Origin of the sequence: Jatrophihabitans sp. (assembly GCF_036388195.1) — a bacterium.
GTDB lineage: Bacteria > Actinomycetota > Actinomycetes > Mycobacteriales > Jatrophihabitantaceae > Jatrophihabitans_A.
Map to the genome: position 1 here is coordinate 1 of NZ_DASVSG010000110.1, position 22251 is coordinate 22251.

22 protein-coding genes are annotated in these 22251 nt (G+C 69.8%); 15 read left to right on the forward strand and 7 right to left on the reverse strand.

What is annotated here, in order from left to right; genetic code table 11:
* Nucleotides 1-1701 precede the first annotated feature (1701 nt).
* Entirely contained in the window at nucleotides 1702-2391 is a 690-nt protein-coding gene (gene phoU / locus VF612_RS11365) for a phosphate signaling complex protein PhoU (protein ID WP_408659966.1), read from the reverse strand.
* Between the two features lie 143 nt (nucleotides 2392-2534).
* Between phoU and VF612_RS11370 the strand changes: the two genes are divergently transcribed.
* The 3 genes from VF612_RS11370 to VF612_RS11380 all read left to right on the forward strand — a co-directional run bounded on the left by VF612_RS11370 (nucleotide 2535) and on the right by VF612_RS11380 (nucleotide 4840).
* Nucleotides 2535-3773, forward strand: a complete 1239-nt coding sequence (locus VF612_RS11370; protein ID WP_408659967.1) for a sensor histidine kinase — start codon at nucleotides 2535-2537, stop codon at nucleotides 3771-3773.
* A 40-nt stretch (nucleotides 3774-3813) separates the two neighbouring features.
* On the forward strand, nucleotides 3814-4494 hold the full coding sequence (locus VF612_RS11375) for a response regulator (RefSeq protein WP_408659968.1): 681 nt from the start codon (nucleotides 3814-3816) through the stop codon (nucleotides 4492-4494).
* Nucleotides 4495-4606: 112 nt separating this feature from the next.
* A complete protein-coding gene (locus VF612_RS11380) occupies nucleotides 4607-4840 on the forward strand; it encodes a hypothetical protein (protein ID WP_408659969.1) in 234 nt (77 codons plus the stop codon).
* A 53-nt stretch (nucleotides 4841-4893) separates the two neighbouring features.
* Here VF612_RS11380 and VF612_RS11385 read toward each other — a convergent pair whose 3' ends face one another.
* Nucleotides 4894-5718: a hypothetical protein gene (locus VF612_RS11385; RefSeq protein ID WP_408659970.1), complete on the reverse strand. Its 825-nt coding sequence runs from the start codon at nucleotides 5716-5718 to the stop codon at nucleotides 4894-4896.
* 91 nt (nucleotides 5719-5809) lie between these two features.
* On the opposite strand from VF612_RS11385, the gene VF612_RS11390 reads away from it, so the two are divergent.
* The 4 genes from VF612_RS11390 (at nucleotide 5810) to VF612_RS11405 (ending at nucleotide 8385) form a co-directional block, all read left to right on the forward strand.
* Nucleotides 5810-6736, forward strand: coding sequence for a hypothetical protein (locus VF612_RS11390; RefSeq protein WP_408659971.1), 927 nt, complete (start codon nucleotides 5810-5812; stop codon nucleotides 6734-6736).
* Nucleotides 6737-6782: 46 nt separating this feature from the next.
* Entirely contained in the window at nucleotides 6783-7607 is an 825-nt protein-coding gene (gene proC, locus VF612_RS11395; protein ID WP_408659972.1) for a pyrroline-5-carboxylate reductase, read from the forward strand.
* A 213-nt stretch (nucleotides 7608-7820) separates the two neighbouring features.
* Complete coding sequence (locus VF612_RS11400; RefSeq protein WP_408659973.1) at nucleotides 7821-8024, forward strand: helix-turn-helix domain-containing protein; 204 nt, start codon at nucleotides 7821-7823, stop codon at nucleotides 8022-8024.
* A 262-nt stretch (nucleotides 8025-8286) separates the two neighbouring features.
* A complete protein-coding gene (locus VF612_RS11405; RefSeq protein ID WP_012854759.1) occupies nucleotides 8287-8385 on the forward strand; it encodes a 30S ribosomal protein bS22 in 99 nt (32 codons plus the stop codon).
* Nucleotides 8386-8586: 201 nt separating this feature from the next.
* Here the strand turns inward: VF612_RS11405 and VF612_RS11410 are convergent, their stop codons facing one another.
* Together VF612_RS11410 and VF612_RS11415 are read right to left on the reverse strand one after the other, a co-directional pair.
* Complete coding sequence (locus VF612_RS11410) at nucleotides 8587-9198, reverse strand: hypothetical protein (protein ID WP_408659974.1); 612 nt, start codon at nucleotides 9196-9198, stop codon at nucleotides 8587-8589.
* A 148-nt stretch (nucleotides 9199-9346) separates the two neighbouring features.
* On the reverse strand, nucleotides 9347-9682 hold the full coding sequence (locus tag VF612_RS11415; protein WP_408659975.1) for a hypothetical protein: 336 nt from the start codon (nucleotides 9680-9682) through the stop codon (nucleotides 9347-9349).
* Between the two features lie 231 nt (nucleotides 9683-9913).
* Here VF612_RS11415 and VF612_RS11420 point away from each other — a divergent pair, with 231 nt between their 5' ends.
* Both VF612_RS11420 and VF612_RS11425 read left to right on the forward strand, forming a co-directional pair.
* Nucleotides 9914-11008 (forward strand): NAD-dependent epimerase/dehydratase family protein, encoded by a 1095-nt coding sequence (locus VF612_RS11420; RefSeq protein ID WP_408659976.1) that lies wholly within the window; start codon nucleotides 9914-9916, stop codon nucleotides 11006-11008.
* Complete coding sequence (locus VF612_RS11425; RefSeq protein WP_408659977.1) at nucleotides 11001-11918, forward strand: lysophospholipid acyltransferase family protein; 918 nt, start codon at nucleotides 11001-11003, stop codon at nucleotides 11916-11918. The genes VF612_RS11420 and VF612_RS11425 overlap by 8 nt, the downstream gene beginning before the upstream one ends.
* A 73-nt stretch (nucleotides 11919-11991) precedes the next feature.
* Here the strand turns inward: VF612_RS11425 and VF612_RS11430 are convergent, their stop codons facing one another.
* The 3 genes from VF612_RS11430 to VF612_RS11440 form a co-directional block, all read right to left on the reverse strand.
* Nucleotides 11992-12834, reverse strand: a complete 843-nt coding sequence (locus VF612_RS11430; RefSeq protein WP_408659978.1) for an HAD family hydrolase — start codon at nucleotides 12832-12834, stop codon at nucleotides 11992-11994.
* A 156-nt stretch (nucleotides 12835-12990) separates the two neighbouring features.
* The gene (locus VF612_RS11435) at nucleotides 12991-14265 is read right to left on the reverse strand and encodes a DUF5667 domain-containing protein (protein ID WP_408659979.1); all 1275 of its coding nucleotides are present in this window, start codon (nucleotides 14263-14265) and stop codon (nucleotides 12991-12993) included.
* Nucleotides 14266-14389: 124 nt separating this feature from the next.
* Nucleotides 14390-15103 carry a sigma-70 family RNA polymerase sigma factor gene (locus VF612_RS11440; RefSeq protein WP_408659980.1) on the reverse strand — a complete coding sequence of 238 codons (714 nt, stop codon included), beginning with the start codon at nucleotides 15101-15103 and terminating at the stop codon, nucleotides 14390-14392.
* A 347-nt stretch (nucleotides 15104-15450) separates the two neighbouring features.
* Between VF612_RS11440 and VF612_RS11445 the strand changes: the two genes are divergently transcribed.
* The 6 genes from VF612_RS11445 (at nucleotide 15451) to VF612_RS11470 (ending at nucleotide 22215) form a co-directional block, all read left to right on the forward strand.
* Nucleotides 15451-17055 (forward strand): class I adenylate-forming enzyme family protein, encoded by a 1605-nt coding sequence (locus VF612_RS11445; protein WP_408659981.1) that lies wholly within the window; start codon nucleotides 15451-15453, stop codon nucleotides 17053-17055.
* A gap of 3 nt (nucleotides 17056-17058) precedes the next feature.
* Nucleotides 17059-17307 (forward strand): glutaredoxin family protein, encoded by a 249-nt coding sequence (locus VF612_RS11450; protein ID WP_408659982.1) that lies wholly within the window; start codon nucleotides 17059-17061, stop codon nucleotides 17305-17307.
* Nucleotides 17308-17466: 159 nt separating this feature from the next.
* Entirely contained in the window at nucleotides 17467-18267 is an 801-nt protein-coding gene (locus VF612_RS11455; protein WP_408659983.1) for a redox-sensing transcriptional repressor Rex, read from the forward strand.
* On the forward strand, nucleotides 18264-19730 hold the full coding sequence (locus tag VF612_RS11460) for a glutamyl-tRNA reductase (RefSeq protein WP_408659984.1): 1467 nt from the start codon (nucleotides 18264-18266) through the stop codon (nucleotides 19728-19730). The genes VF612_RS11455 and VF612_RS11460 overlap by 4 nt, the downstream gene beginning before the upstream one ends.
* Entirely contained in the window at nucleotides 19727-20662 is a 936-nt protein-coding gene (gene hemC, locus VF612_RS11465) for a hydroxymethylbilane synthase (protein WP_408659985.1), read from the forward strand. The genes VF612_RS11460 and hemC overlap by 4 nt, the downstream gene beginning before the upstream one ends.
* Nucleotides 20659-22215 carry a uroporphyrinogen-III synthase gene (locus VF612_RS11470; RefSeq protein ID WP_408659986.1) on the forward strand — a complete coding sequence of 519 codons (1557 nt, stop codon included), beginning with the start codon at nucleotides 20659-20661 and terminating at the stop codon, nucleotides 22213-22215. The genes hemC and VF612_RS11470 overlap by 4 nt, the downstream gene beginning before the upstream one ends.
* The last annotated feature ends 36 nt before the right edge of the window (nucleotides 22216-22251 follow it).

The following is a 22251-nucleotide window of genomic DNA, read 5'->3' on the forward strand; positions in this document are numbered from 1 at the left end:
ATGGCCACTCAGCTGCATACGCAATACAAGTAAGTATTGCTATCAGTAATGGCGATAGGATCAGTGTGGCTGCAAAAATCCAGACGCTGGTCAGGGTAGGTACCTGACCTTCAGTGAGGGCGCGCCGCAGACGTTCTAACCGCCGAACGGACACCGGATAGGTGACACTGATTAGCGCCAAAAGCAGGAAAGAGACGCCGCCGGGTCCAATCATCCCGGTACCCGTCGGCGTTGAGGTCCGCGCAGTGCCCCGAGGCTGTAACTACCGGAAGCACTAGTGCGCGCTGCACTGAATGGGGGAGGTGTATCAAGTGCTTCGCAACTGGGACTGGCCGTAAATGTAAGCACATGCTTGTCAGGGATGAGGCGCGGCTGAGCCAGCCGCGCCTCCTTCTTGTTTCGACTGGCTTCCATCCGCTCCCCCCGTTCGACCGTCACAGACCGTACCCGCAACGTCCGGATCTGTCACCACTGATTGACATTAGAGTAGAGGGCCTAAGGTAGGGCCGGGAGGCAGCCTTACCAAGGCGATAAAGACGCCTAGGCGAAATGCGGAATTTTCTAGACATTTTGTCTAATGCTGCTATCGATCAAGGGTTGTCTGCCTGCGATGGTCGCCCAGCTTAGGACTCGCATTGGTCCAACTGCCAAGGTGCCAAGGACAGCGGGTTTAGTTGTCTGATATTTATCATTACGACTGAGGTGCTGCAAGGTGATACAGCCTGGTCCCTATTTTGAGAACTGGTACGAGGTTTCTTTGGCAACCAAGAACCGGCGGCCTAGTGGCCCGAGGAGTTAGAGCGATCGTCAATCCTAGACAAGAGATTGCACCGTGTGCGTCCTTGAACTGATTAGCGCCCTCCATAAGCGGTAGCACTTGAAGTGGCGATGACCGGTGTGTTTAAGTCGGACTGACGTCATCCGATTATTGCTTGCAATGTGCTCGCGCACTGTACCTGCCCCGGCTCGGGTAAAGGGTGGTAGGTACTACTCTCGTCGCATGCGCTGCGGTTGACCGCTTGGTACCGAAACTGCGGTGGGGGGTGTACTGGATGGTGCGTGCCTGGGAGTGGCCGTAAACAGGACATTACGAGTATGAGCGGAGCTGGCCTAGGTGCGTCTGAGCGAGGATCGAGGTGGTACGTCGATGTTGCGTGGTGGAACTGGCCGTAGGCCAGTGCTACCAGCAAGCGGCTGAGCGCGGCTCCATCTGCCGCGCCCCCGCGTAGTCGAGGGAGGTCTGATGCTGCGTCACTGGGACTGGTAATACGACGGGACATACGAGTACGGATGCGAGCTGGTCAGCTGCTCTTGAGTGGTGGATCGAGGAGGGAGACCGATGCTACGTAACTACAACTGGCCGTAAGAGTCACACCAGGCAGACTGCTGTTTCCTGCCTGAGAGAGGTGGTGCTCCATGTTGCGTCACTGGGAGTGGCCCTGACAGGGCCCGGCGCGTCTGCTCGACCGACGAGAGAGGCACATCAGATGTTGCGTCACTGGGAGTGGTAATGCTGCGTAACTGGAGTGGCCATAACCGGCCATCACGAGGCACGGATGCCGGGTAGCCCCGCTGCGTCCTGTTCGATCTGCAAGGAGGTCACCGATGCTGCGAAGTTGGGAGTGGTGATGCTGCGTCACTGGGACTGGCCCTAACAGGACACGGTGTCCCGGCCCAGCCGGACGCCGCCAACACCCGCCGCTACGCCGTGGCAGAGCCCGCTGCCGGCTGCTTGAACGCAGCTGAGCCCGCCGGCATCTCCCCCGTCGCGATGAACACGACCCGTCGGGCGACGCCCACCGCGTGGTCGGCGTAGCGCTCGTAGTAACGCCCCAGCAGGGTCATGTCGATCGCCGCCTCGATGCCGTGCGCCCAGGTGCCGGACAGCAGCTGGGTGAAGAGCTTGCGGTGCAGGCCGTCCATCGAGTCGTCCTCGGCCTCGATCGCCTGCGCCAACTCGACGTCCCGCCCCTTGATCACCTCGGCGACCTTGTCCACCAGCGACAGCGCCACCGCGCCCATCTGCGAGATGACGTCGCGCAGCTCCGCCGGGACCGCGATGTCGGGGTGCCGCATCCGGGCCACCTTCGCCACGTGCAGCGCGAGGTCACCCATCCGCTCCAGGTCCGCGACCAGGTGCAGCGTGGTCACCAGCACCCGCAGATCCGTCGCGACCGGTTGCTGCAGCGACAGCAGCAGGAACGTCCGGGCCTCCAGATCGGCGCGCAGCGCGTCGATGGCGGTGTCGTCGCTGACCACCCGCTCCGCGCCCGTCAGGTCACCGGCCAGCAGCGCCTCGGTCGCCCGTTGCATCGCGGTGCCGGCCAGGTGCGTCATGGCCACCAAGCTGGTCCCGATCTGGTCCAGCTCGTCGTGATAGAGATCGCGCATGCGGCCAGCCTCCGGGGCCCAGGTGTCGGCCGGAGACGGTCGGCATGAATGCCCGGCGACGGGTCGGTGAACAACAGATGACGCCAGGCGGCAGGCGCTCCGCAGCGGCTCTCAGCCCCGATTTCCGGCCGTAGGATGCGAGTGTGGTCGTTGCGGTTGCCGTTGTCTCGTTCCTGGTCGGAGCGGCGGTGTCGGCCTTTGCGGCCGCATTGTTCGTCCGCCGCAGCGCGCGAACAGCGTCCACCCCGGCCACAGCCGCGGCCCCGGCTCCGCGAGCGGGCCTGGCGTCGCGCGCGCTCGGCGCCCTGGACGTCGGCGTGGTGGTGCTCGACCGGGACGAGACGGCGATCTTCGCCAACCCGGTCGCCCGCGGGATGCGGGTGGTCGAAGCCGACCGGCTGACCCTGCCGGTGCTGTCGGAGCTGGTGCGGTCGGTGACCGATTCTGGCCAGCCCGACAGCGTGACCTTGAACCTGTCGACCGCCGGCCGGGGACCCGAGCACGTCAGCTACCTGGTGCGGGCGATGCCGCTGCGCGACGGCGGCCGGGTCGGCTCGGTGGTCCTGCGCTTCTCCGACATCACCGAGGCCCGGCGGCTGGAGCTGGTGCGCCGGGACTTCGTCGCCAACGTCTCGCACGAGCTGAAGACGCCCGTCAGCGCCTTGACCTTGCTGGCCGAGGCTGTACAGGAGGCCGCGGACGACCCGGAAGCGGTGCAGCGGTTCGCCGGCCGGATGCAGCGCGAGGGCTCCCGGCTGGGACGGTTGGTGCAGGAGCTGATCGAGCTGTCCCGGCTGCAGGGCGCCGAGGCGCTGCCGGGCCAGGACTTGGTCAGCGTCGACCAGATCGTCGGCGAGGCGGTGGACCGAAGCCGGCTGCTGGCCGAGCAGACCGGGATCACGGTGGCCCAGCGCACCGAGCCGGGCCTGCAGGTGCGCGGCAACGAGACCCAGCTGAGCACGGCGCTGGGCAACCTCGTCGACAACGCCATCGCCTACAGCCCCGACGACACCCGGGTCAGCGTCACCAGCCGGCTGGCCACCGACTCCGACGGCGCGGAATGGGTCGACATCGCCGTCGCCGACCAGGGGATCGGGATCGCTGAACCGGAGCTGGACCGGGTGTTCGAGCGGTTCTACCGGGTGGATCAGGCGCGCTCCCGGGCCACCGGCGGCACCGGCCTGGGACTCGCGATCGTCAAGCACATCGCCACCAACCACGGCGGCAGCGTCTCGGTGTGGAGCGTGGCCGGGTCCGGCTCGACCTTCACCATGCGGCTGCCGCTGGCCGGCCGGGCGCCGGTGGCCGAGCTCCTGACCAGGGACGGCTCGGCGTCGCTGGCCGCCTTGAACACCGCCGCCATAGAGACCACGGCGGGATGATCCCGCTGTCGCAGAATCAGCCGTCCAGGAGAGGAAAGCCGTGACCCGGGTACTGGTCGTCGAGGACGAGGAGTCGATCTCGGACCCGCTGTCCTACATGCTCCGCCGCGAGGGGTTCGAGGTGGAGGTCGCCGAGAACGGTCCGGACGCGCTGCGCCAGTTCGACCGCAGCGGCGCCGACCTGGTGCTGCTGGACCTGATGCTGCCGGGGCTCTCCGGGACCGAGGTGTGCCGCTCGCTGCGGCAGAAGTCCAACGTCGCGATCATCATCCTGACCGCGCGTGACTCCGAGGTGGACAAGGTCGTCGGCCTGGAGCTGGGAGCCGATGACTACGTGACCAAGCCGTTCTCGCACCGGGAGCTGCTGGCCCGGATCCGGGCGGTGCTGCGCCGCGGCGCCGAGCCCGAGGAGTTGCTGAGCCCCACCATCGAGGCCGGCCCGGTGCGGCTGGACGTCGAACGGCACACCGTGGCGGTGAACGGCGTGGCGGTCGCCTTGCCGCTCAAGGAGTTCGATCTGCTCGAGCTGCTGCTGCGCAACTCCGGGCGGGTGCTGACCCGCGGCCAGCTGATCGACCGCATCTGGGGTTCGGACTACGTCGGGGACACCAAGACCCTGGACGTGCACATCAAGCGGCTGCGGTCCAAGATCGAGCCCGACCCGGCGAATCCCAAGCACCTGATGACGGTCCGCGGTCTGGGCTACAAGTTCGACGGCTGAGCCTTTCGGCCGCCGGTGGGTGGCCAGGCGGCTCTGATCCACCGCGCCGATCCAAAATTGTCAGAGGTCGGTGCGATGGTCTGCTCACGATCAACGTGGAGGAGACCTGCCGATGTCTGACATCGAATGCGCCCAGAGCGACACCGAGGCCGCCTGCTGCATCAACGCCGGCTGCGGCAACCGGTTCGATCCGATGTGCGAGGGATTCAACGGCGAATGTGACTGGTGCGCCGCGCTGGCTGCCGACCATTTCACCGGCGCGCACCGCGGGTTGCAGCTGGACTGCTCGTTCTGCTTCGCCGCGGACGCGGGCCAAGCGCACCGGGGGCTGGTTACTGCCGCCTGAGCCGGTGGTGACTGAGTCGGCTGGCTGTGCTGAGTCGGCTCGCTGTGGCCGGGCTAGCTGGGCGCGGTCCGGCCCGGCTGCCCCGCGGCGGCCGTGGCCGGGTGCACCGCCACCAGGCCTTGCGCCAGCCGCAACGCGCACAGCCTGGCCAGCTCGGTGTACGCCGCCTGCCCTATCAGGGCGGTGAGCTCCGGCGCGTAGTTGAGATACATCGGCTCGCTGCCGACATGAGCCTCCGGAGAGGAGGTGCACCACCAGTGCAGGTCATGCCCGCCCTCGCCCCAGCCGCGCCGGTCGAACTCGGTCACCGTCGACACCAGGATCCGGGTGTCGTCGGCCCGGGTCACCCACTCCTGCTCCCGGCGCACCGGCAGTTGCCAGCACACCTCCGGTTTGGTGTCCAACGGGTGCATGCCGTCGCGCAGGGCCAGCGCGTGCAGCGCGCAGCCCATGCCACCGGGAAAACCCGGCCGGTTGAGAAAGATGCAGGCGCCGTCCACCGTCCGGGTGCGGATCCGGTTCTCCTCATCGCCGACCGAGTCCCGCTCGGTGATGCCCCTGCGCTGGCCGGCCTTCTGGTGCTGCCAGATCTCGGCGTCCAGCTGCTTGGCGAAGCCGCGCACCCGCTTGAGGTCCTCGGCGTCGGAGAAGAACGCGCCGTGGCTGCAGCAGCCGTCGTCAGGCCGTCCCTCGATGATCCCGTGGCAGCCGCGGCCGAAGATGCAGGTCCAGCGCGAGCACAGCCAGGTCAGGTCCGCCCGGATCCGGTGCTCAGGGTTGGCCGGATCGGCGAACTCCAGCCATTCCCGGGGAAAGTCCAGGCCCACCTCGCTGTCGCGGGGCGCGGGCTGGATGACGGGCAGGTTGCGGGCAGGCACACCCGGGAGACTAATCCGGTGCAGTCGGGGGCTGCCAGGACGGGCTACGTCGGCGCGGGTTGCCCGACCGGGATCGGCTAGCGTGACCGGTATGCGACTTGGGGTGCTGGACGTGGGCTCCAATACGGTGCACCTGCTGGTGGTCGACGCCCACCTCGGCGCGCAGCCGACCCCTCAGCTGTCCCGCAAGAGCGTGCTGCGGCTGGCCGAGCACATCGACAAGCGCGGTGACCTGGCGATCGAGGGCGCCGACGCGCTGGTGGGAGCCACCCTCGGCGCTCGCCGGCAGGCCAAGGAGCTGCATTGCGACGAGCTGCTGGCCTTCGCCACGTCGGCGGTCCGGGATGCCCGCAACTCCTCCGAGGTGCTCGCCCGGGTGAAGAAAGAGGCCGGTGTGGACCTCAGGGTGCTCACCGGCGAGGACGAGGCGGTGCTGACCTTCCTGGCGGTGCGGCGGTGGTTCGGCTGGAGCGCCGGGCGGCTGCTGTGCCTGGACATCGGTGGCGGCTCGCTGGAGCTGGCGGTGGGCAGCGACGAGGTGCCCGAGGTGGCGCTGTCGGTCCCGCTCGGCGCCGGCCGGCTGACCCGGGACTGGCTCGACGGCGACCCGCCGTCCAAGCGCTCGATCGAGGAGTTGCGCAAGTACGTCGGCGAGCAGCTTGCCGGCCCGGCCCGCAAGCTGCTGTCCCCTGGGGCGCCCGATCGGGTGGTGGCCAGCAGCAAGACGTTCCGCACGCTGGCCCGGCTGGCCGGCTCCGCCCCGTCCAGCGCCGGGCCCCGGGTGCGTCGCAGCCTGCAGATCAACGGCCTGCGGCAGATCATCGGCTTCATCTCCCGGATTCCGTCGGCGGATCTGGCCGAGCTCGACGGGGTGTCCTCGGCCCGGGCGCACCAGACACTGGCCGGCGCCGTGGTGGCCGAGCAGGCCATGCTGGCGTTGGACATACCCGAGTTCGAGCTGTCGCCGTGGGCGCTGCGGGAGGGAGTGATCCTGCGCCGGCTGGACCAGATCAGCTGACGGCCCGGCCGGATCGGCTCGGCTGCCTGGCTGAGACAATGGCGCCATGACGAGCGATCCCGGCAGGTTGGCGATCATCGGCGGCGGCAAGATCGGCGAGGCGTTGCTGTCCGGCCTGTTGCGCGGGACCGCCGTCCACGACGACATCCTGATGGTCGAGCACTATCCCGAGCGCATCCGCTACCTCAACGAGCGCTACGGCATCCGGGTGGTCGACGTCGCCGAGGCCGTCCAGTCCTGCGGAACGATCCTGATCGCGGTCAAGCCGCAGGACATCGACGCGCTGCTCCACCAGCTGGCCGACCTGGTCACCGCCGATCACCTGGTGGTCTCGGTGGCCGCCGGCATCACCACCGCCCGGATCGAGCGTGGCCTGCCCGCCGGCCCGGCCGTGGTGCGCTGCATGCCCAACACCCCCGCGCTGGTCGACGAGGCCATGACGGCCATCTCGGCAGGCGCGCGGGCCACCCAGACCCACCTGCAGCGCGCCGACGAGCTGCTGTCCGCAGTCGGCCGGGTGGTCCGGGTGCCCGAGTCCCAGCTGGACGCGGTGACCGCCCTGTCCGGCAGCGGGCCGGCCTACTTCTTCTTCCTGGTCGAGGCGATGATCGACGCCGGCATCCTGCTGGGGCTGCCCCGGGCGCTGGCCGCCGAGCTCATCGTGCAGACCCTGGTCGGCTCGGCGGTGATGCTCCGGGACTCCGGCGAGCACCCGGTGCAGTTGCGCGAGGCCGTCACCAGCCCGGCCGGCACCACCATCTCCGCGATCCGGGAGCTGGAGAATCACGGCGTCCGGGCCGCGTTCCTGGCGGCCATCGAAGCGGCCCGCAACCGCTCCGCCGAGCTGGGCCGGGCCGCTGACGCCGAGTGAGCCAGCCGCCCGGAAGCAGGGACGCGAGACTGCCAGCACGGAATTTGCCCGTCCCTGGTTTGCCGCGCCGGAAACTTCAGAAAAATTATGCACTTTGTGAAGAACATGTATCGCACGAGCACCATCGGTACCGCTACTCTCAGCCGAGCACGTGCGTGTCAGTTGCCCGGCGGGGAGCCGGCTCACTGTCACGTGCCGAGAGTCCGGTGATCGATGAGTACGACCCCAGATGGGTTGCGTGAGGTGCGGTTCCTGACGGTGGCCGAGGTGGCCGCGGTCATGCGCGTCTCGAAGATGACGGTGTACCGCATGGTGCACTCCGGAGAGCTGCCCGCCGTCAGGGTGGGCAGGTCCTTCCGGGTGCCCGAGAAGGCGGTGCAGGACTACCTCAAGAGCGCCTTCTTCGAAGCCGGCTGAGCCAGCGCTTTCGGTAAGCCCAGCTGCCCGAGCTATCCCGCGCTGCACGTCTGCGCTGCCTTGGCCACGGCGGCAGGGCACGGTGTCGCCGGTATTGCCGGTGCCGGCGCTGGGCGACCAGCGGTGTCAGCGGCCCGGGGCAGCACGGTAGGCTCCCAGTCAGTGACGCGTGCATGACCTGCAGGTGACCTCGAGGTCATTCGAGTTCAGCCAAGTCGCTCAGGTCCGATAACGCGAGTCGATCAGGTGGGTGAGGTAGGTAATGGGTTCTGTCATCAAGAAGCGGCGCAAGCGGATGGCGAAGAAGAAGCACCGCAAGCTGCTGAAGAAGACGCGCGTCCAGCGCCGCAACAAGAAGTAAGCCGCTCCGCTGAGCTGGCTTCGCGTCTGAACGCCGAAGCCAGCTTTCGCGTCTGGTGGCTCCGCTGACCGCAGCGCACCGGATGACAGAGCGCGAGCCCAGGGGCGACTTGGGCTGTAGCGACCATGCGCGGCCGGGCAGCCAGGGGTTCCGCCCCGTCCGCGTGGACGCGCCTCGTCCAGCCGGGTCAGTTGCTTCGAGCTACCCGGTGACCGATCGCATTGCCGCGACGAAATCCTCAGTACTCAGCATGGGCACGTGGAACTTGTTGTCCGACGAGCCGTCGTCGGGGGTGACCCGCATCTTGTCGAGCTGCCACAGCCAGTTCCGGTTTCCAATTCCGGAGAAGGGCTCGGAAGTCAGGTCGGTCCCCTTCCACTGCGTGGCAAGCCCATCCCCTTTGTATATCGGATGGATCGTGACGCAACTTCCCTTGCCCTGGGCGTCTGCGATCGTAGTCAGGATCATCTTCAGCGTTGCCCCAGCGGGTGGTCCCGCCACGGTTCCCAACTTTGTGCTCACCGCGTCAATCGCACGCCGTTGTTCGGCAGTAGCTGTCACCTTCGGCAACAATTCGGCAAGTCTGCGCAGCCAGAGTTCGAGTCCCGTCATGTACTCCTTGATGTCGGCGATGCTCGTGGCGCCGGCCCGGCCGAGGTACATGTCGATCTTCTGGTCGAATCCCAGAAGCGACAGCGTCGACACACCCATGGGTTTCAGGGCCTGGATGTGACCGGTCACCAGGGACCACTGCGGGCTGCCGCCGCGGAACGCCGACTGTGCAGCTGCGACGACCTGGTCGACCGAGACCATCCGGGGGCCCATTTGCGCCCGTACATCCACAGTCGGGTACCCACGCACAGCGAGGGTGTTGAGCAGCCGGACGCTCCAGTTGCTGACGGGTTGTGCCTGGATAGCCATCAGGCCGCCCCATTCGTCACGAGTCTATGGAGACCCCTCATCACGGAGGGTCGAAGCCGATGTGCACATGGTTGCCATGTCCGCCGATGGCGGGAATCTTGTGGCCATTGTCGTAGGCGCCTGCGGGATCGTAGAAAAGCTCGCATACGCCCATCCACCGCGCTGCCAGTGGTTCGTATGCACGGAAGAATTTCAGCATGGAGCTTGCGGGACCCGCGACATCGATGGCGCGCCCTTTGTAGTGAAGGGACCCGGCTGCGTGTTTGCCACTCGTTTCACTGGTGACGGCAAGGCCGAACTGCGCAGCCGTACGCCGAATATGGGCTCGCTTGACCTCAAGCGTCGCGTTCTTGAACTGCTCTCCGACCACCGCCACCCCCGGCTCCAGTTTCGCCAGTCTGGACTGAGTTCAACCAGACGGCAATAGCCTCGCCGACGTGGGCTCTGCTCACGTCAAGGCCGGCCGAAGCGCGCCGTGCGGACTTCGGCCCAAGCCCAAGCGGTGGGGAGCCGAGCGACTCCAGCCGGGCTGGCCGTAGCGCTACCCAGCCGGCTGATTAGGATAGGTCGCTCCAGACAGCGCTAGACACCCCTCGATCGGAGTTCGATGTCGCGGGTCGTCCTGGTCACCGGCGTCAGCCGCTATCTGGCCTGCCGGCTCGCGGGTCGGTTGTCGGCCGATCCGAGCATCGACCGGATCATCGGCGTCGACACGGCCCCGCCGGCGCGCGCCGACCTGGACCTGCTGGGCCGCACCGAGTTCGTCCGTGCCGACATCCGCAACCCGCTGATCTCCAAGGTGATCAGCGCGGCCGAGGTCGACACCGTCGTGCACGCCTCGGTGACCGCGACCCCGCACGGCGCCGGCGGCCGCGCGCCGATGAAAGAGCTGAACGTCATCGGCACCATGCAGCTGCTGGCCGCCTGCCAGAACTCCGACACCGTCCAGCGCCTGGTGGTCAAGTCCAGCACCGCGGTCTACGGCACCTCACCCCGCGACCCGGCGATCTTCACCGAGGACATGACTGCCAAGGCGCTGCCCCGCAGCGGCTACGCCAAGGACGCCGTCGAGGTCGAGGGCTACCTGCGCGGCTTCACCCGCCGCCGTCCGGACGTCAGCGTCACCCTGCTGCGCTTCGCCAACTTCGTCGGGCCCTACATCGATACCCCGCTGACCCGGTACTTCCAGCTGCCGGTGGTGCCCACGGTGTTCGGCTTCGACCCCCGGCTGCAGCTGCTGCACGAGACCGACGGCATCGAGGTGCTGCGGCTGGCCAGCACGTCGGACCGGCCGGGGACCTACAACGTCGCCGCCGACGGGGTCCTGCTGCTCAGCCAGGCCATCCGGCGGGCCGGCAGGATCGCCGTCCCGGTGCCGGCGCCGGCCGTCTCGTTCGTCGGCCAGGCCGTCCGGCGCAGCGGCATCGTGGACTTCTCGCCGGAGCAGATGCAGTTCCTGAACTTCGGACGGGTGGTCTCCACCGACCGGCTCAAGGAAACCTTCGGGTACACGCCGCAGTACTCCACCGAAGCCGCCTTCGAGTCCTTCCTCACCGGCCGGCCGGTGACCCCCGTGATCTCCTCGGCGGCCCTGGACGCCGGAGAGTCGGTGCTGGCCCGGCTGCTGCGGACGAAGCCGGCCGGCCGGACGACGGCATCGGTCACGTCGATCGACTCCTCGAGGGGGCTTCGCCATGGCTGAGGCCCAGGTGATCAGGTTGCATCCCGACTCGCAGCCCTCCGACGCCGGGCCCGGCCGGCCACCGGCCACCGGGTGGGAACAGCGGGCTGCGGACGGGCTGGCGTTCCTGCGCCGCCGGATCACCGGCGACTACCCGATCGATGACTTCGGGTTCGATCCGGAGCTCACCGAGGCGACCGTGCTGCCGCTGGCGCGCCAGCTGTACCGCAGGTGGTTCCGTACCGAGGTCACCGGCGTGCACCACCTGCCGGCCGACTCCGGCGCGCTGATCGTGGCCAACCACGCCGGCGCGCTGTGGGCCCTGGACGGCGTGATGACCGCTACCGCGGTGCACGAGGAGACCCCGAACCACCGCTTCCTGCGGCTGCTGGGCGCGGATCTGGTGTTCACCACCCCGGTGCTCGCGCCGCTTGCCCGCAAGGCCGGCAGCACGCTGGCCTGCAACCCCGACGCCGAGCGGCTGCTGGCCGCCGGGGAGCTGGTCGGGGTCTGGCCGGAGGGCTTCAAGGGGATCGGGAAGCCGTTCTCCGAGCGCTACAAGCTGCAGCGTTTCGGCCGCGGCGGGTTCGTCTCGGCGGCGCTGCGGACCGGCACGCCGATCATCCCGACCGCGATCGTGGGGTCCGAGGAGATCCATCCGATGCTCGGCAACGCCAAGACCCTGGCCAGGGTGCTGGGCCTGCCGCACTTTCCGTTGACGCCGACCTTTCCGTGGCTGGGGCCGCTCGGGCTGATCCCGCTGCCCAGCAAGTGGTACATCGAGTTCGGCGAGCCGATCCAGACCAGCGGGTACGGCCCGGACGCCGCCGAGGACCCGGCGCTGGTCTTCGAGCTCACCGACCAGGTGCGCGAGCAGATCCAGGGCAGCCTGTACCGGCTGCTGATGCAGCGCCGGTCGGTCTGGCACTGAGTCCCGCGCCCGGGTTCCGGCGGCCGTGCGCGTTCTAACCCGGCGGCCGTGCGCGTTCTGACCAGGCGGCCGATCAGGCGCGGCTGCGCTCCTGCCGCCGGGCGATCGCCAGGCCGCCGGCCACCGCCCCGCCGGCTGCGGCGGTGACCAGGGCGGTCGGCACTCCGATCCGGGCGGCCTTGCGTCCGGTGCGGAAGTCGCGGATCTCCCAGCCACGGCGGCGGGCCTCGTCACGCAGCGCCGAATCCGGATTGACCGCGACCGGCCGTCCGACCAGCGACAGCATCGGGATGTCGTTGATGGAATCGGAGTACGCCGCGCACTGGGCCAGGTCCAGCCCCTCGCGCAGCGCCAGGTCGCGTACCGCCGCCGCCTTGGCCTCGCCGTGCAGCAGCTCACCGATCAGCCGCCCGGTGAACAGGCCGTCCTGCTCCTCGGCCCGGGTGCCCAGCGCTCCGGTCAGCCCCAGCCGGCGGGCGATGATGGCGGCCAGCTCCTCCGGGGTCGCAGTGACCAGCCAGACCCGCTCGCCGGCGTCCAGGTGCAGCTGGGCCAGCGCCCGGGTCCCGGAGTAGATCCGGGCGGCGATGGTCTCGTCGTAGATCTCCTCCGACATCGCCACGAGGTCGGCGACGGACTTGCCCGCGATGAACGCCAGCGCCGATTCACGGGCCCGGGTGATGTTCTCCGGCCCCTCCCCGCCGGCCCGGAACTTCACCTGCTGCCACACGAACCGGCGCAGGTCTCTGGTGGAGAAGAAGTTGCGGGCGGCCAGCCCCTTGGCGAAGTGGAAGATCGAGGCGCCGATGACGACGGTGTTGTCCACGTCGAAGAACGCCGCGGCGTCCGGACGGGCCGGGGTGGCAAGCGCGTCCTCGACCTCGCGCACCGCCGATCCCGCGGAACGGCCAGGCACCGGTGCTCCCTTCGACGCCGCAGTCCGGGCAGCACCGAGCGTAGCCAGTGCTGTCAGCGCTCAGCCGAAGCAGGTGCCCGGCAGCTGAGCCGAAGAGACCCCGAAAGCTCAGCCGAAGGAGACCCCGAAAGCTCAGCCCGATGAGATCCCGGCAGCTCAGGGAAAGGAAACACTCGGCAGCGGCACCGGCAACTGGCTCGGGAAGCCCGCAGGAGTCGACTCACCGGGCACACCGGGCAGCGGCGCCGGCAGGCTGGGAAGGCTGATCCCGCCCGGCGAACTCGACGGGGCGCCGCTGGGAGCCGGTTCCACGGACGGCAACCGCGTCGGCGGGCTGGACGGCAGCCCGGCCGGGCGCGCCCGGCCAGCCGTCGGAGAGGAGGCAGCGGGGCCGGCTGCGCGGCCGGAGCTGGACTTGCTCGATCCACCGAGTGGTGGCAACGACAGGCTCGGCAACGAGCCGGACGTCCCGGTCGAGCCGAGGCCGGGAATCGGCGCCGGCAGGCTCGGTCCGCCGCCAGGCGTCGGGTTGGGCACCGCGCCGCAGTCGGTGCACGGCACCGGGCCGAGCTCGTCGGCCAGCGCCTGAGCCAGGCAGGGGCAGCCCATCGAGCGGCTGAGCTGGGCGGTCCGGGCGGCGATCCGCTGCAGCAGCAGCACCGAGGCCTGCACCCGGGTGCGCAGCGCACCGGCCGGAACCCGGTCCCGAATCGCGGTCAGCTGGCTCCGCTGGTCGGGCAGCCAGTCGTTCAGCTTGGCCAGGGGGTCCTTGGACAGCTGGGCGACCGCGGCCCGGCCGAGCAGCTGCATGCCGTTGACGCTGTCGTCGTCGGCGCTGGCGAGGGTGTCGATGATCAACGACGCGGTATGCGGGCTGATCCGGCCGCCGTCGGCGTTGACGCCGCCGGTTGCCAGCATCGCCGAGGGCTGGGAGAGCAGGTCGGCGACCTCGCGTACCCGGGTGCCGGCCAGCTGCAGGTACGCCTGGCCCTTGGCGGTGTCGTTGCCGGCGATGGACAGCTGGACGTTCTCACTCGCCCGCTTCACCCCGTACAGGGACTGGCCCGGCAGCGACCCGCCTGCCATCCAGACCGCCATCCCGAGCAGCAGCACCAGCACCGTGGACGCGCCGGCCAGCGCCAGCATGGGACGGCGCAACCGGCGCAGCGCGCGGCCACCGCTCGTGCGGGGCCTGGTGTCGACGAGGGCGCCGGCGGAGGCGGAGGCGACCCGGGCGTTTCCGGCCGGGGCAGCAGACTCCGACTCCGCCACGATCCGGGCGGTGATGGCCACCAGCTGGGTGCGCAGCTCGGACTTGAAACGGGCTTCGGGGACCGGGCCGGGCAGGTCTCGCAGCCGGCTGATCAGCTCCGCTTCGGTGGCCGAGGCCCGGCGGCGGCCCCATCGGGTGGTGAACCGCCCAGCGCTCATGCCACCCTCCCAGGGTCATCCGATCGCAGCATCAGGACGCCCGAGTGGCGCTGCTGGCCTGCTTCCCTGCGTACAACGACGCTAGCCCGCTGGGGGTTACTCGTTTGTGGGGAGAATGTGAAAACTACTTGAGTTCGTCGCCGAGCACGCTGGCCAACCGCTTCACGGCCCGGTGCTGCAATGCCTTGATCGCCCCGTCGTTCTTGCCCATCACCGACGCGGTCTCGGCCACCGACAGGCCGTTGAGGAACCGCAGGACGATGCATTCCTTCTGCTCCTCGCCGAGGGAGTTGACCGCTTCGAGCAGCCGGGCGTTGGTCATGTTGGTCAGCACCGCGAGCTCGGGACCGGCGTCCACGTCGTTGCCCTCGATCACCTCACCCGTGGTCAGCTCGAGCCGGAACCGGGCCGACTTGGCGTGGTCGAAGATGATGTTCCTGGCGATGGTGATGAACCACGCCCCGATATCGCGGCCCTGGTAGTTGATCGAGGCGATGCGCCGCAGCGCGCGCAGGAAGGTCTCGGAGGTGAAGTCCTCGGCCAGCGCCCGGTCGTTCACCCGGTAGTAGACGAACCGGAACACCGAGTCGACGTACTGGTCGTAGAGCTTTCCGAACGCTTCGCCGTCTCCCCGCTGGGCCGCCCGTACCAGGCTCCAGGTCGCGGCGTGTTCGCTGTCGACTTCTGAGGTGTCACCGTCGCACGGCAGGGGTATCTTTTCCGGCGCCGGGTCGTTGGAGGAGTCGAAGTCGGGAGAAGCACTTGACGGGCCCGCACGTGTGGTCCCGGGCTGGGAGGTCGACAGCGGGATATTGATCGCCGATTCGACGGCGTCCATGGAGACGCGGGTCAGGTCTCGCACTTCGCGCGAGACCCATAGGACGAGCTGTGCCCAGCCCGGAATGGCCGGGGCAGGGGCACCCGCAGCCGTGCCGGGGATGCTCATCAGCCCAGCTCCGCTCCGTCGTCGGACTAACTCTCGATACCAACTTGCATTCGTAACCTGGACGCTACCTGTACAAACGGCCCAGGACGAGTACCTAATGGTTACTCTCTGTGGTATGCCTGCCGCAATACTGTCCACGCGATGTGACCTGTTGCCTGGCGTGGCATCCTGTCGTACTCGTCAGTAGCTTGTATCGGACCGGGCGGGCACGACCGGTGCTGATGTTTTCAGGAGGTCCGGTGACCGTCGAATCCCGCGCGTCGCAGCCAGCCGAGCCGCGCCCGGCCGACGCTCGTCCCGCCGCGTTCGGTGAGTTGCTCCGGCGGGCGGCGCAGGAGGCTCCCGCCGAGATCGCCGTGATCGACGGCGCGCGCCGCTGGACCTGGTCGGAGCTGCAGCAGACCGTCGCGGACCTCGCGGCCGGGCTGGTGGACGCGGGCTTGCAGCCCGAGGACCGGCTGGCCCTCCAGGAGCCCAGCACCGCCGAGTTCGTCGCCGTCTACCTCGCCGCCCTGCAGGCGGGCCTGGTGGTGGTGCCGGTCAACCCCAGCTACACGGTGCCCGAGCTGGAGCACATCCTGGCCGACTCCGGCGCCCGGATGCTGGTCACGTCCTCGGTCGCCACGGTCGCCGCAGCCGACCGGCTGTACCAGAGCCACCCGCAGCTGAGCCGGATCGTGGTCGCCGCCCGGTCCGGCGCGGACGAGCTGCCCACCATCGCCGAGTTGCTCGCCGCCGGACGGGCCGTGCCGGGCGGGCCGCCCCAGGGCCTGGACCGCGCCGGTGAGCAGCTGGCGGTGTTGCTCTACACCTCGGGCACGTCGGGGCGTCCCAAGGGGGCGATGCTGCCGGTGCGGGCGCTGCTGGGCAACCTCGCCCAGGTGGCCGACCTGCGCCCGGCGCCGATCAGCGCCCGGGATCGGATCTTCCTGCCACTGCCGCTGTTCCACGTGTTCGGGCTCAACGCCGGTCTGGGGCTGGCGCTGTACTTCCGCGCCGGCGTCGTGCTGGCGGCGAGGTTCGATGCGGCCGCCAGCCTGCGGGACCTGCGCGAGGAGCAGATCACGGTGGTGATCGGGGCTCCGGTGGAGTTCGCGATGTGGGCAGGCCAGCCGGACCTGGCCGACAGCTTCGCCGGCGTCCGGTTCGCGCTGTCGGGGTCGGCCCCGCTGTCGGCGGAGCTGGTGGCCCGCTACGAGGCCGTCGGGGTGCCGCTGTTCGAGGGCTACGGCCTGACCGAGGCGGCTCCGGTGATCACGCTGAACCTGACGCCGACCGGTCCGGACAGCTGGGCAGCCCCCAAGCCCGGCTCGGTCGGCCGCCCGCTGCCCGGCGTCGAGGTGCGGCTGGTCGACAGCGACGGCGAGGAGGTCGAGGTGGGCGACCTGGGGTTCCTCGAGGTGCGCGGTGAGAACCTGTTCCTCGGCTACTGGCCGGACGCCTCGGGCGGCCCGGGCGAGGACGGCTGGTTCGCCACCGGCGACCTGGCGGTGGCCGACGACGACGGCGACTACTACCTGGTGGGCCGGCGCACCGACCTGGTGCTGGTCAACGGCTTCAACGTCTACCCCGCCGAGGTCGAGGCGGTGTTCAGCAAGCTGTCCGGGGTGGCCGAGATCGCGGTGCTCGGCGTCACCGAGAGCGAGGCCGGCGAGTCCATCGTCGCCTACGTGGTGCCCGAGCCCGGGACGGTGCTGGACCCGGACCAGCTGCTGGCCGAGGCGGGCCGGTCGCTGGCCCGGTTCAAGCTGCCCAAGCAGATCATCGAGGTGGCCGAGCTGCCGCACACCGTCACCGGCAAGGTGATGAAGTGGCGGTTGCGGGCGGCTGCCGGCGGAGGCTGAGCCGTGGCCGCGCACGAGCGCCGGGTCACCCTGATCACCCGGGACGGCTGCCACCTGTGCGCCGACGCCGAGCGGCAGCTCGCGGCGCTGTCGGAGGAGCTCGGATTCGAGTTGCTGCTGCTGGACGTCGACGCCGACCGGGCCCGGGCCAACGAGTACTCCGAGCGGGTGCCGGTGATCCTGATCGACGGCGCCGAGCACGGATACTGGCGTCTGGAAGAAGCGCGGTTCAGGGCTGCTCTGCAACGCTGAACAGATGACTCACAACCCCCCATTACCACACCCGTCAGCGATTTTGTGAATGCCTTCACAAGGGCGTACGGTTCCTTGCTGTCTACCCCATTACCACACCGGTCAGCCTTCAGTGCGGGGGGCTACGGCGCCTGCCGTGACCGGCGTTTCGAGGAGCACATGATCGCGCAGCCAGACCCGCTGAACGCGGTCGGCGAGGACGCTGACCAGCGGTCGGTGACGGCTACCGACCAGCGGGCGATACCGGAGGCCACCGTAGCCCGGCTGGCCACCTACCTGCGCGCGCTCATCGGCATGGGTGAGCTCGGCGTGGCCACCGTCTCCTCCGAATCGCTGGCCGCCGCGGCCGGGGTGAACTCCGCCAAGCTGCGCAAGGACCTGTCCTACCTGGGCTCCTACGGCGTGCGCGGCGTCGGCTACGACGTCTCGGTGCTGACCGAGCAGATCCACAAGACCCTCGGCCTGCACCAGAACCGGGCCGTCGCGCTGATCGGCCTGGGGCACCTGGGCCAGGCGCTGGCCGGGTACGCCGGCTTCGCCTCCCGCGGCTTCCGGATCGCGGCGCTGATCGATGCCCATCCCGCGCTGGTGGGCACCCGGCTGCGTGGGCTGACGGTGCAGCACGTGGACCAGCTGGACGAGGTCGTCAAGCGCGAGAACATCGCGATCGCCGTGGTGGCGGTGCCGGCCTCTGCCGCGCAGGACGTCTGCGACCGGCTGGTGGCCGCCGGAGTGACCTCGATCCTCAACTTCGCCCCGACGGTGCTCACCGTCCCGCCGCATGTCGACGTGCGCAAGGTCGACCTGGCCGCCGAGCTGCAGATCCTGTCCTTCCACGACAACCGCAAGGCCGGACGGGCGGACTGCCTGCCGCTGAGCGCGCAGCAGGTTGGTGGGCAGCCGCTCAGCGCGGAGTCCCTGCGGGCCAAGCCGATCCGCAAGGTGGCGGTGGTTCCGTGACGCTGCTCGTGGTCGGCCTCTCCCATCACTCCGCACCGGTGCGAGTGCTCGAGCGCGCCAGCATCCCGCCGGACGGGCTGGCCAAGGTCCTGGACGAGCTGCACCGCAGCGAAGCCATCTCCGAGGTCCTGGTGCTCTCGACCTGCAACCGGATCGAGATCTACGCCGACGTGGCCCGGTTCCACCCGGCCGTGGTCGACATCTCCACCACCCTGGCCCGGATCGCCGGCATGGGGGTGACCGAGCTCGGCGACCACCTCTATGTCCACTTCGACGAGGCAGCCGCCGACCACCTGCTGCAGGTGGCGGCCGGGCTGGACTCGATGGTGGTCGGCGAGTCCCAGATCCTCGGCCAGCTCCGCAACGCCTACGCCTTCGGCAGCCAGGCCGGGACGGTCGGCAAGGTGCTGCACGAGGCGAGCCAGACCGCGCTGCGGGTCGGCAAGCGGGTGCACGCCGAGACCGGCATCGACCGGGCCGGCGCGTCCGTGGTCTCGGTGGCGCTGCAGCAGGCCGCCGACGCGCTGGGCGGAACCGAGCAGCTGATCGGCAAGCGGGTGGTGATCCTGGGCGCGGGCTCGATGGGCGCGCTGGCCGGCGCGACCCTGCAGCGGCTGGCCGGCGGCGCCCAGCTGGACGCGGTGGTGATCAACCGCAGCCCGGATCGTGCGGACCGGCTGGCCGCCAGCCTCGGTGGCCGGGTCAGTTCCATGGAGCTCCTCGCCGACGAGATCGTCGGCGCCGACGTGCTGGTCTCCTGCACCGGCGCCACCGGGCTGGTGGTCGAGGCTCCGGACGTGCGTCCCCGGGCCGGCCGGCCGCTGGTGGTGCTGGATCTCGCGCTGCCCCGGGACGTCGACCCGGCGGTCTCGCTGATGAGCGATGTCCACTACGTCGATCTCGACGTGCTGCGCGGGTCCGGAGCGATGGTCAGCGACGCCGAGGTGGCCGCCGCGACGGCGATCGTGGCCGCTGAGCTGCGCACCTACCTGACCAGCCAGCAGATGCGCGCGGTCGCGCCGACCGTCACCGCGCTGCGGGCCCGGGCCGCCCAGGTGGTGGAGAGCGAGCTGCTACGGCTGGACAGCCGGCTGCCTGGCCTGGACCCTGCGGTCCGCGACGAGCTCGCCAGCGTGGTACGGCGGGCGGTGGACAAGGTGCTGCACGCTCCGACCGTCCGGGTGAAGGAGCTGGCCGCCACCCCGGAGGGCAACTCCTACGCCGCCGCGCTGCGGGAGCTGTTCGACCTCGACCCCGCCCGGCCCGGTTCGGTGACCGCGGTCCGGCGGACAGAGCCGCTGGACGCCGAGGTGGCTCCGGAGGGCAGCGCCGTGCTGCCGGACGGCACGGTGCTGCCGGATGGCGCTGTGCTGCGTGATGGTGCTGTGCTGCCTGACGCTGGCGTGCTGCCCGACGCCGGCGTGCTGCCCGGCGACGGCTCCGGGTCGGTGAGCGGCCGATGATGACCACGCGCACCATCCGGGTTGGCACCCGCGCCAGCCTGCTGGCCCGTACCCAGACCCAGCTGGTGGTCGACGCCTTCGCCGGCAGCAATCCGGACGTGCCGGTGGAGACGATCCTGGTCTCGACCGAGGGCGACCGGTCGACCCAGCCGCTGGAGCAGATCGGCGGCACCGGGGTGTTCGTCTCCGCGCTGCGCGAGGCGCTGCTGGCCGGTGAGATCGACGTGGCCGTGCACTCGTTCAAGGACCTGCCGACCGCTCCGGCGCCGGGCATCGTGGTCGCTGCGGTGCCGTCGCGGGAGGACCCGCGGGACGCGCTGTGTGCCCGGGACGGGCTGACCCTGCTGGAGCTGCCCACCGGCGCCCGGATCGGCACCGGCTCGCCCCGCCGCACCGCCCAGCTGCGCGCGCTGGACCTGGGCCTGGAGATCGTGCCGATCCGCGGCAACGTCGACACCCGGCTGGCCAAGGTCGGCGATCAGCTCGATGCCGTGGTGCTCGCGGTGGCGGGCCTGCACCGGCTCGGCCGGACCGAGGCCATCACCGAGCTGCTCGACCCGATCCAGGTGCTGCCGGCCGCCGCGCAGGGGGCGCTCGCGATCGAGTGCCGGGAGTCCGACTCCGACGCCCGGTCGCTGCTGGCGCCGCTGGATGACCACGCGACCAGGGCGGCCGTCGCCGCCGAACGGTCGCTGCTCACTGCCCTGGAGGCAGGTTGCACCGCCCCGGTGGGGGCACTCGCCGAAGTCACCGAGGGTGATGACGGCGTGCTCGAAGTTTTCCTTCGTGGCTCGGTCACGGCGATCGACGGCAGCGATGCCGTCCGGTTGTCGGCGTCCGGTCCACTCAACAATGCCGAGGAGATCGGGCAGCGGCTGGCCGCTGAGCTGATCGATCTCGGCGCGAACATCATGATGGGGAGCTCGAAATGACCCGAGCGCGTAAGTCCGTCGGCAGGGTGTCCTTCGTGGGCACCGGCCCGGGCGACGCTGGATTGCTCACCGTGCGCGCCGCCGAGGTGCTGGCATCGGCCGACGTGGCCTTTGTCGACGCGTCGGTCTCCGACGCGGTGCGGGCGCTTATCCGCTGCGAGATCCGTCCGGCGGACCCGATACCCGCCGAAGCCGCCAAGGCGTTGCTGGCCGAGGCGCGTACCGGCGTGGCGGTGGCGCGGGTGGTGTGCGGTGACCCTTTCGGCTCTGACGCGGTCACCCGCGAGGTGCTGGCCGTCGGCAAGACCGTGGTGCCCTTCGAGATCGTGCCGGCGCTGTCGATGGCGACCGCTGCCACCAGCTACGCGGGCGTCCCGTGCGGGCCGGTGCACACCGAGGTCGACCTGCGGCAGGGCCAGCCGGTCGACTTCGAGGCGCTGGCCGCGACGCCGGGCACCCTGGTGCTGACGCTGGACGCGGTCGAGGTCGGTTCGGTGGCCGAGCAACTGGTCGCCTCGGGGCTCAAGCCCGACAGCCCGATGGCGGTCACGTCCGCGGGCACCACGACCGCGCAGGTGACCGTGGGCGGGACGCTGGCCGAGGCTGAGCTGTCCGCCGCGGGCATGCAGGGACCGGTGGTGCTGAGCATCGGCAAGGCGGTGGCCGGGCGGGACAAGCTGGCCTGGTGGGAGTCGCGGGCGCTGTTCGGCTGGAAGATCCTGGTGCCGCGCACCAAGGAGCAGGCCGGCGCGATGAGCGACCGGCTGCGCGACTTCGGGGCGGTGCCGATCGAGGTGCCGACCATCGCCGTCGAGCCGCCGCGCACGCCGACCCAGATGGAGCGCGCGATCAAGGGCCTGGTCACCGGCCGGTACGAGTGGATCGTGTTCACCTCGACCAATGCCGTGAAGGCGGTCCGGGAGAAGTTCGAGGAGTTCGGCCTGGACGCCCGGGCGTTCGCCGGGGTGAAGATCGCCTGTGTCGGCGAGCAGACCGCCGAGGCGGTGCGGGCGTTCGGCATCCGGCCGGAGCTGGTGCCGTCCGGCGAGCAGTCCTCGGAAGGGTTGCTGGCCGACTTCCCGCCGTATGACGACGTGCTCGACCCGATCGACCGGGTGCTGCTGCCGCGGGCCGACATCGCCACCGAGACCCTGGCCGAGGGGCTGCGCGAGCGCGGCTGGGAGATCGACGACGTGACCGCGTACCGGACGGTGCGGGCGGCGCCGCCGGCGGCCGAGATCCGGGACGCGATCAAGTCCGGTGGGTTCCAGGCGGTGTGCTTCACCTCGTCCTCGACGGTGCGCAACCTGGTCGGGATCGCGGGCAAGCCGCACAACCGGACGGTGGTGGCCTGCATCGGTCCGCAGACGGCGGCGACGGCGCGCGAGTTCGGGCTGCGGGTGGATGTGCAGCCGGAGACGGCGAACGTGACGTCGCTGATCGAGGCGCTGGCCGAGTTCGCGGTCAAGCGGGCCGAGGAGGAGCGGGAGAAGGCGGCCAGCGCGCCGGCCCGCCGGACGCGCTCCACGTCGCGGACGCGCACCGTCCGCTAGCTCTGGTAGTTCGCTGTACGAGTAGCTCTGGTAGTT

What these genes read in the sequence shown, in the direction of transcription:
- phoU (WP_408659966.1), bottom strand. Translation starts at nt 2,391, where the DNA reads ATGCGCGATCTCTATCACGACGAGCTGGACCAGATCGGGACCAGCTTG.
- VF612_RS11380 (WP_408659969.1), top strand. Translation starts at nt 4,607, where the DNA reads ATGTCTGACATCGAATGCGCCCAGAGCGACACCGAGGCCGCCTGCTGC.
- VF612_RS11390 (WP_408659971.1), top strand. Translation starts at nt 5,810, where the DNA reads ATGCGACTTGGGGTGCTGGACGTGGGCTCCAATACGGTGCACCTGCTG.
- proC (WP_408659972.1), top strand. Translation starts at nt 6,783, where the DNA reads ATGACGAGCGATCCCGGCAGGTTGGCGATCATCGGCGGCGGCAAGATC.
- VF612_RS11400 (WP_408659973.1), top strand. Translation starts at nt 7,821, where the DNA reads ATGAGTACGACCCCAGATGGGTTGCGTGAGGTGCGGTTCCTGACGGTG.
- VF612_RS11405 (WP_012854759.1), top strand. Translation starts at nt 8,287, where the DNA reads ATGGGTTCTGTCATCAAGAAGCGGCGCAAGCGGATGGCGAAGAAGAAG.
- VF612_RS11410 (WP_408659974.1), bottom strand. Translation starts at nt 9,198, where the DNA reads ATGGTCTCGGTCGACCAGGTCGTCGCAGCTGCACAGTCGGCGTTCCGC.
- VF612_RS11420 (WP_408659976.1), top strand. Translation starts at nt 9,914, where the DNA reads ATGTCGCGGGTCGTCCTGGTCACCGGCGTCAGCCGCTATCTGGCCTGC.
- VF612_RS11425 (WP_408659977.1), top strand. Translation starts at nt 11,001, where the DNA reads ATGGCTGAGGCCCAGGTGATCAGGTTGCATCCCGACTCGCAGCCCTCC.
- VF612_RS11435 (WP_408659979.1), bottom strand. Translation starts at nt 14,265, where the DNA reads ATGAGCGCTGGGCGGTTCACCACCCGATGGGGCCGCCGCCGGGCCTCG.
- VF612_RS11440 (WP_408659980.1), bottom strand. Translation starts at nt 15,103, where the DNA reads ATGGACGCCGTCGAATCGGCGATCAATATCCCGCTGTCGACCTCCCAG.
- VF612_RS11455 (WP_408659983.1), top strand. Translation starts at nt 17,467, where the DNA reads ATGATCGCGCAGCCAGACCCGCTGAACGCGGTCGGCGAGGACGCTGAC.
- hemC (WP_408659985.1), top strand. Translation starts at nt 19,727, where the DNA reads ATGATGACCACGCGCACCATCCGGGTTGGCACCCGCGCCAGCCTGCTG.
- VF612_RS11470 (WP_408659986.1), top strand. Translation starts at nt 20,659, where the DNA reads ATGACCCGAGCGCGTAAGTCCGTCGGCAGGGTGTCCTTCGTGGGCACC.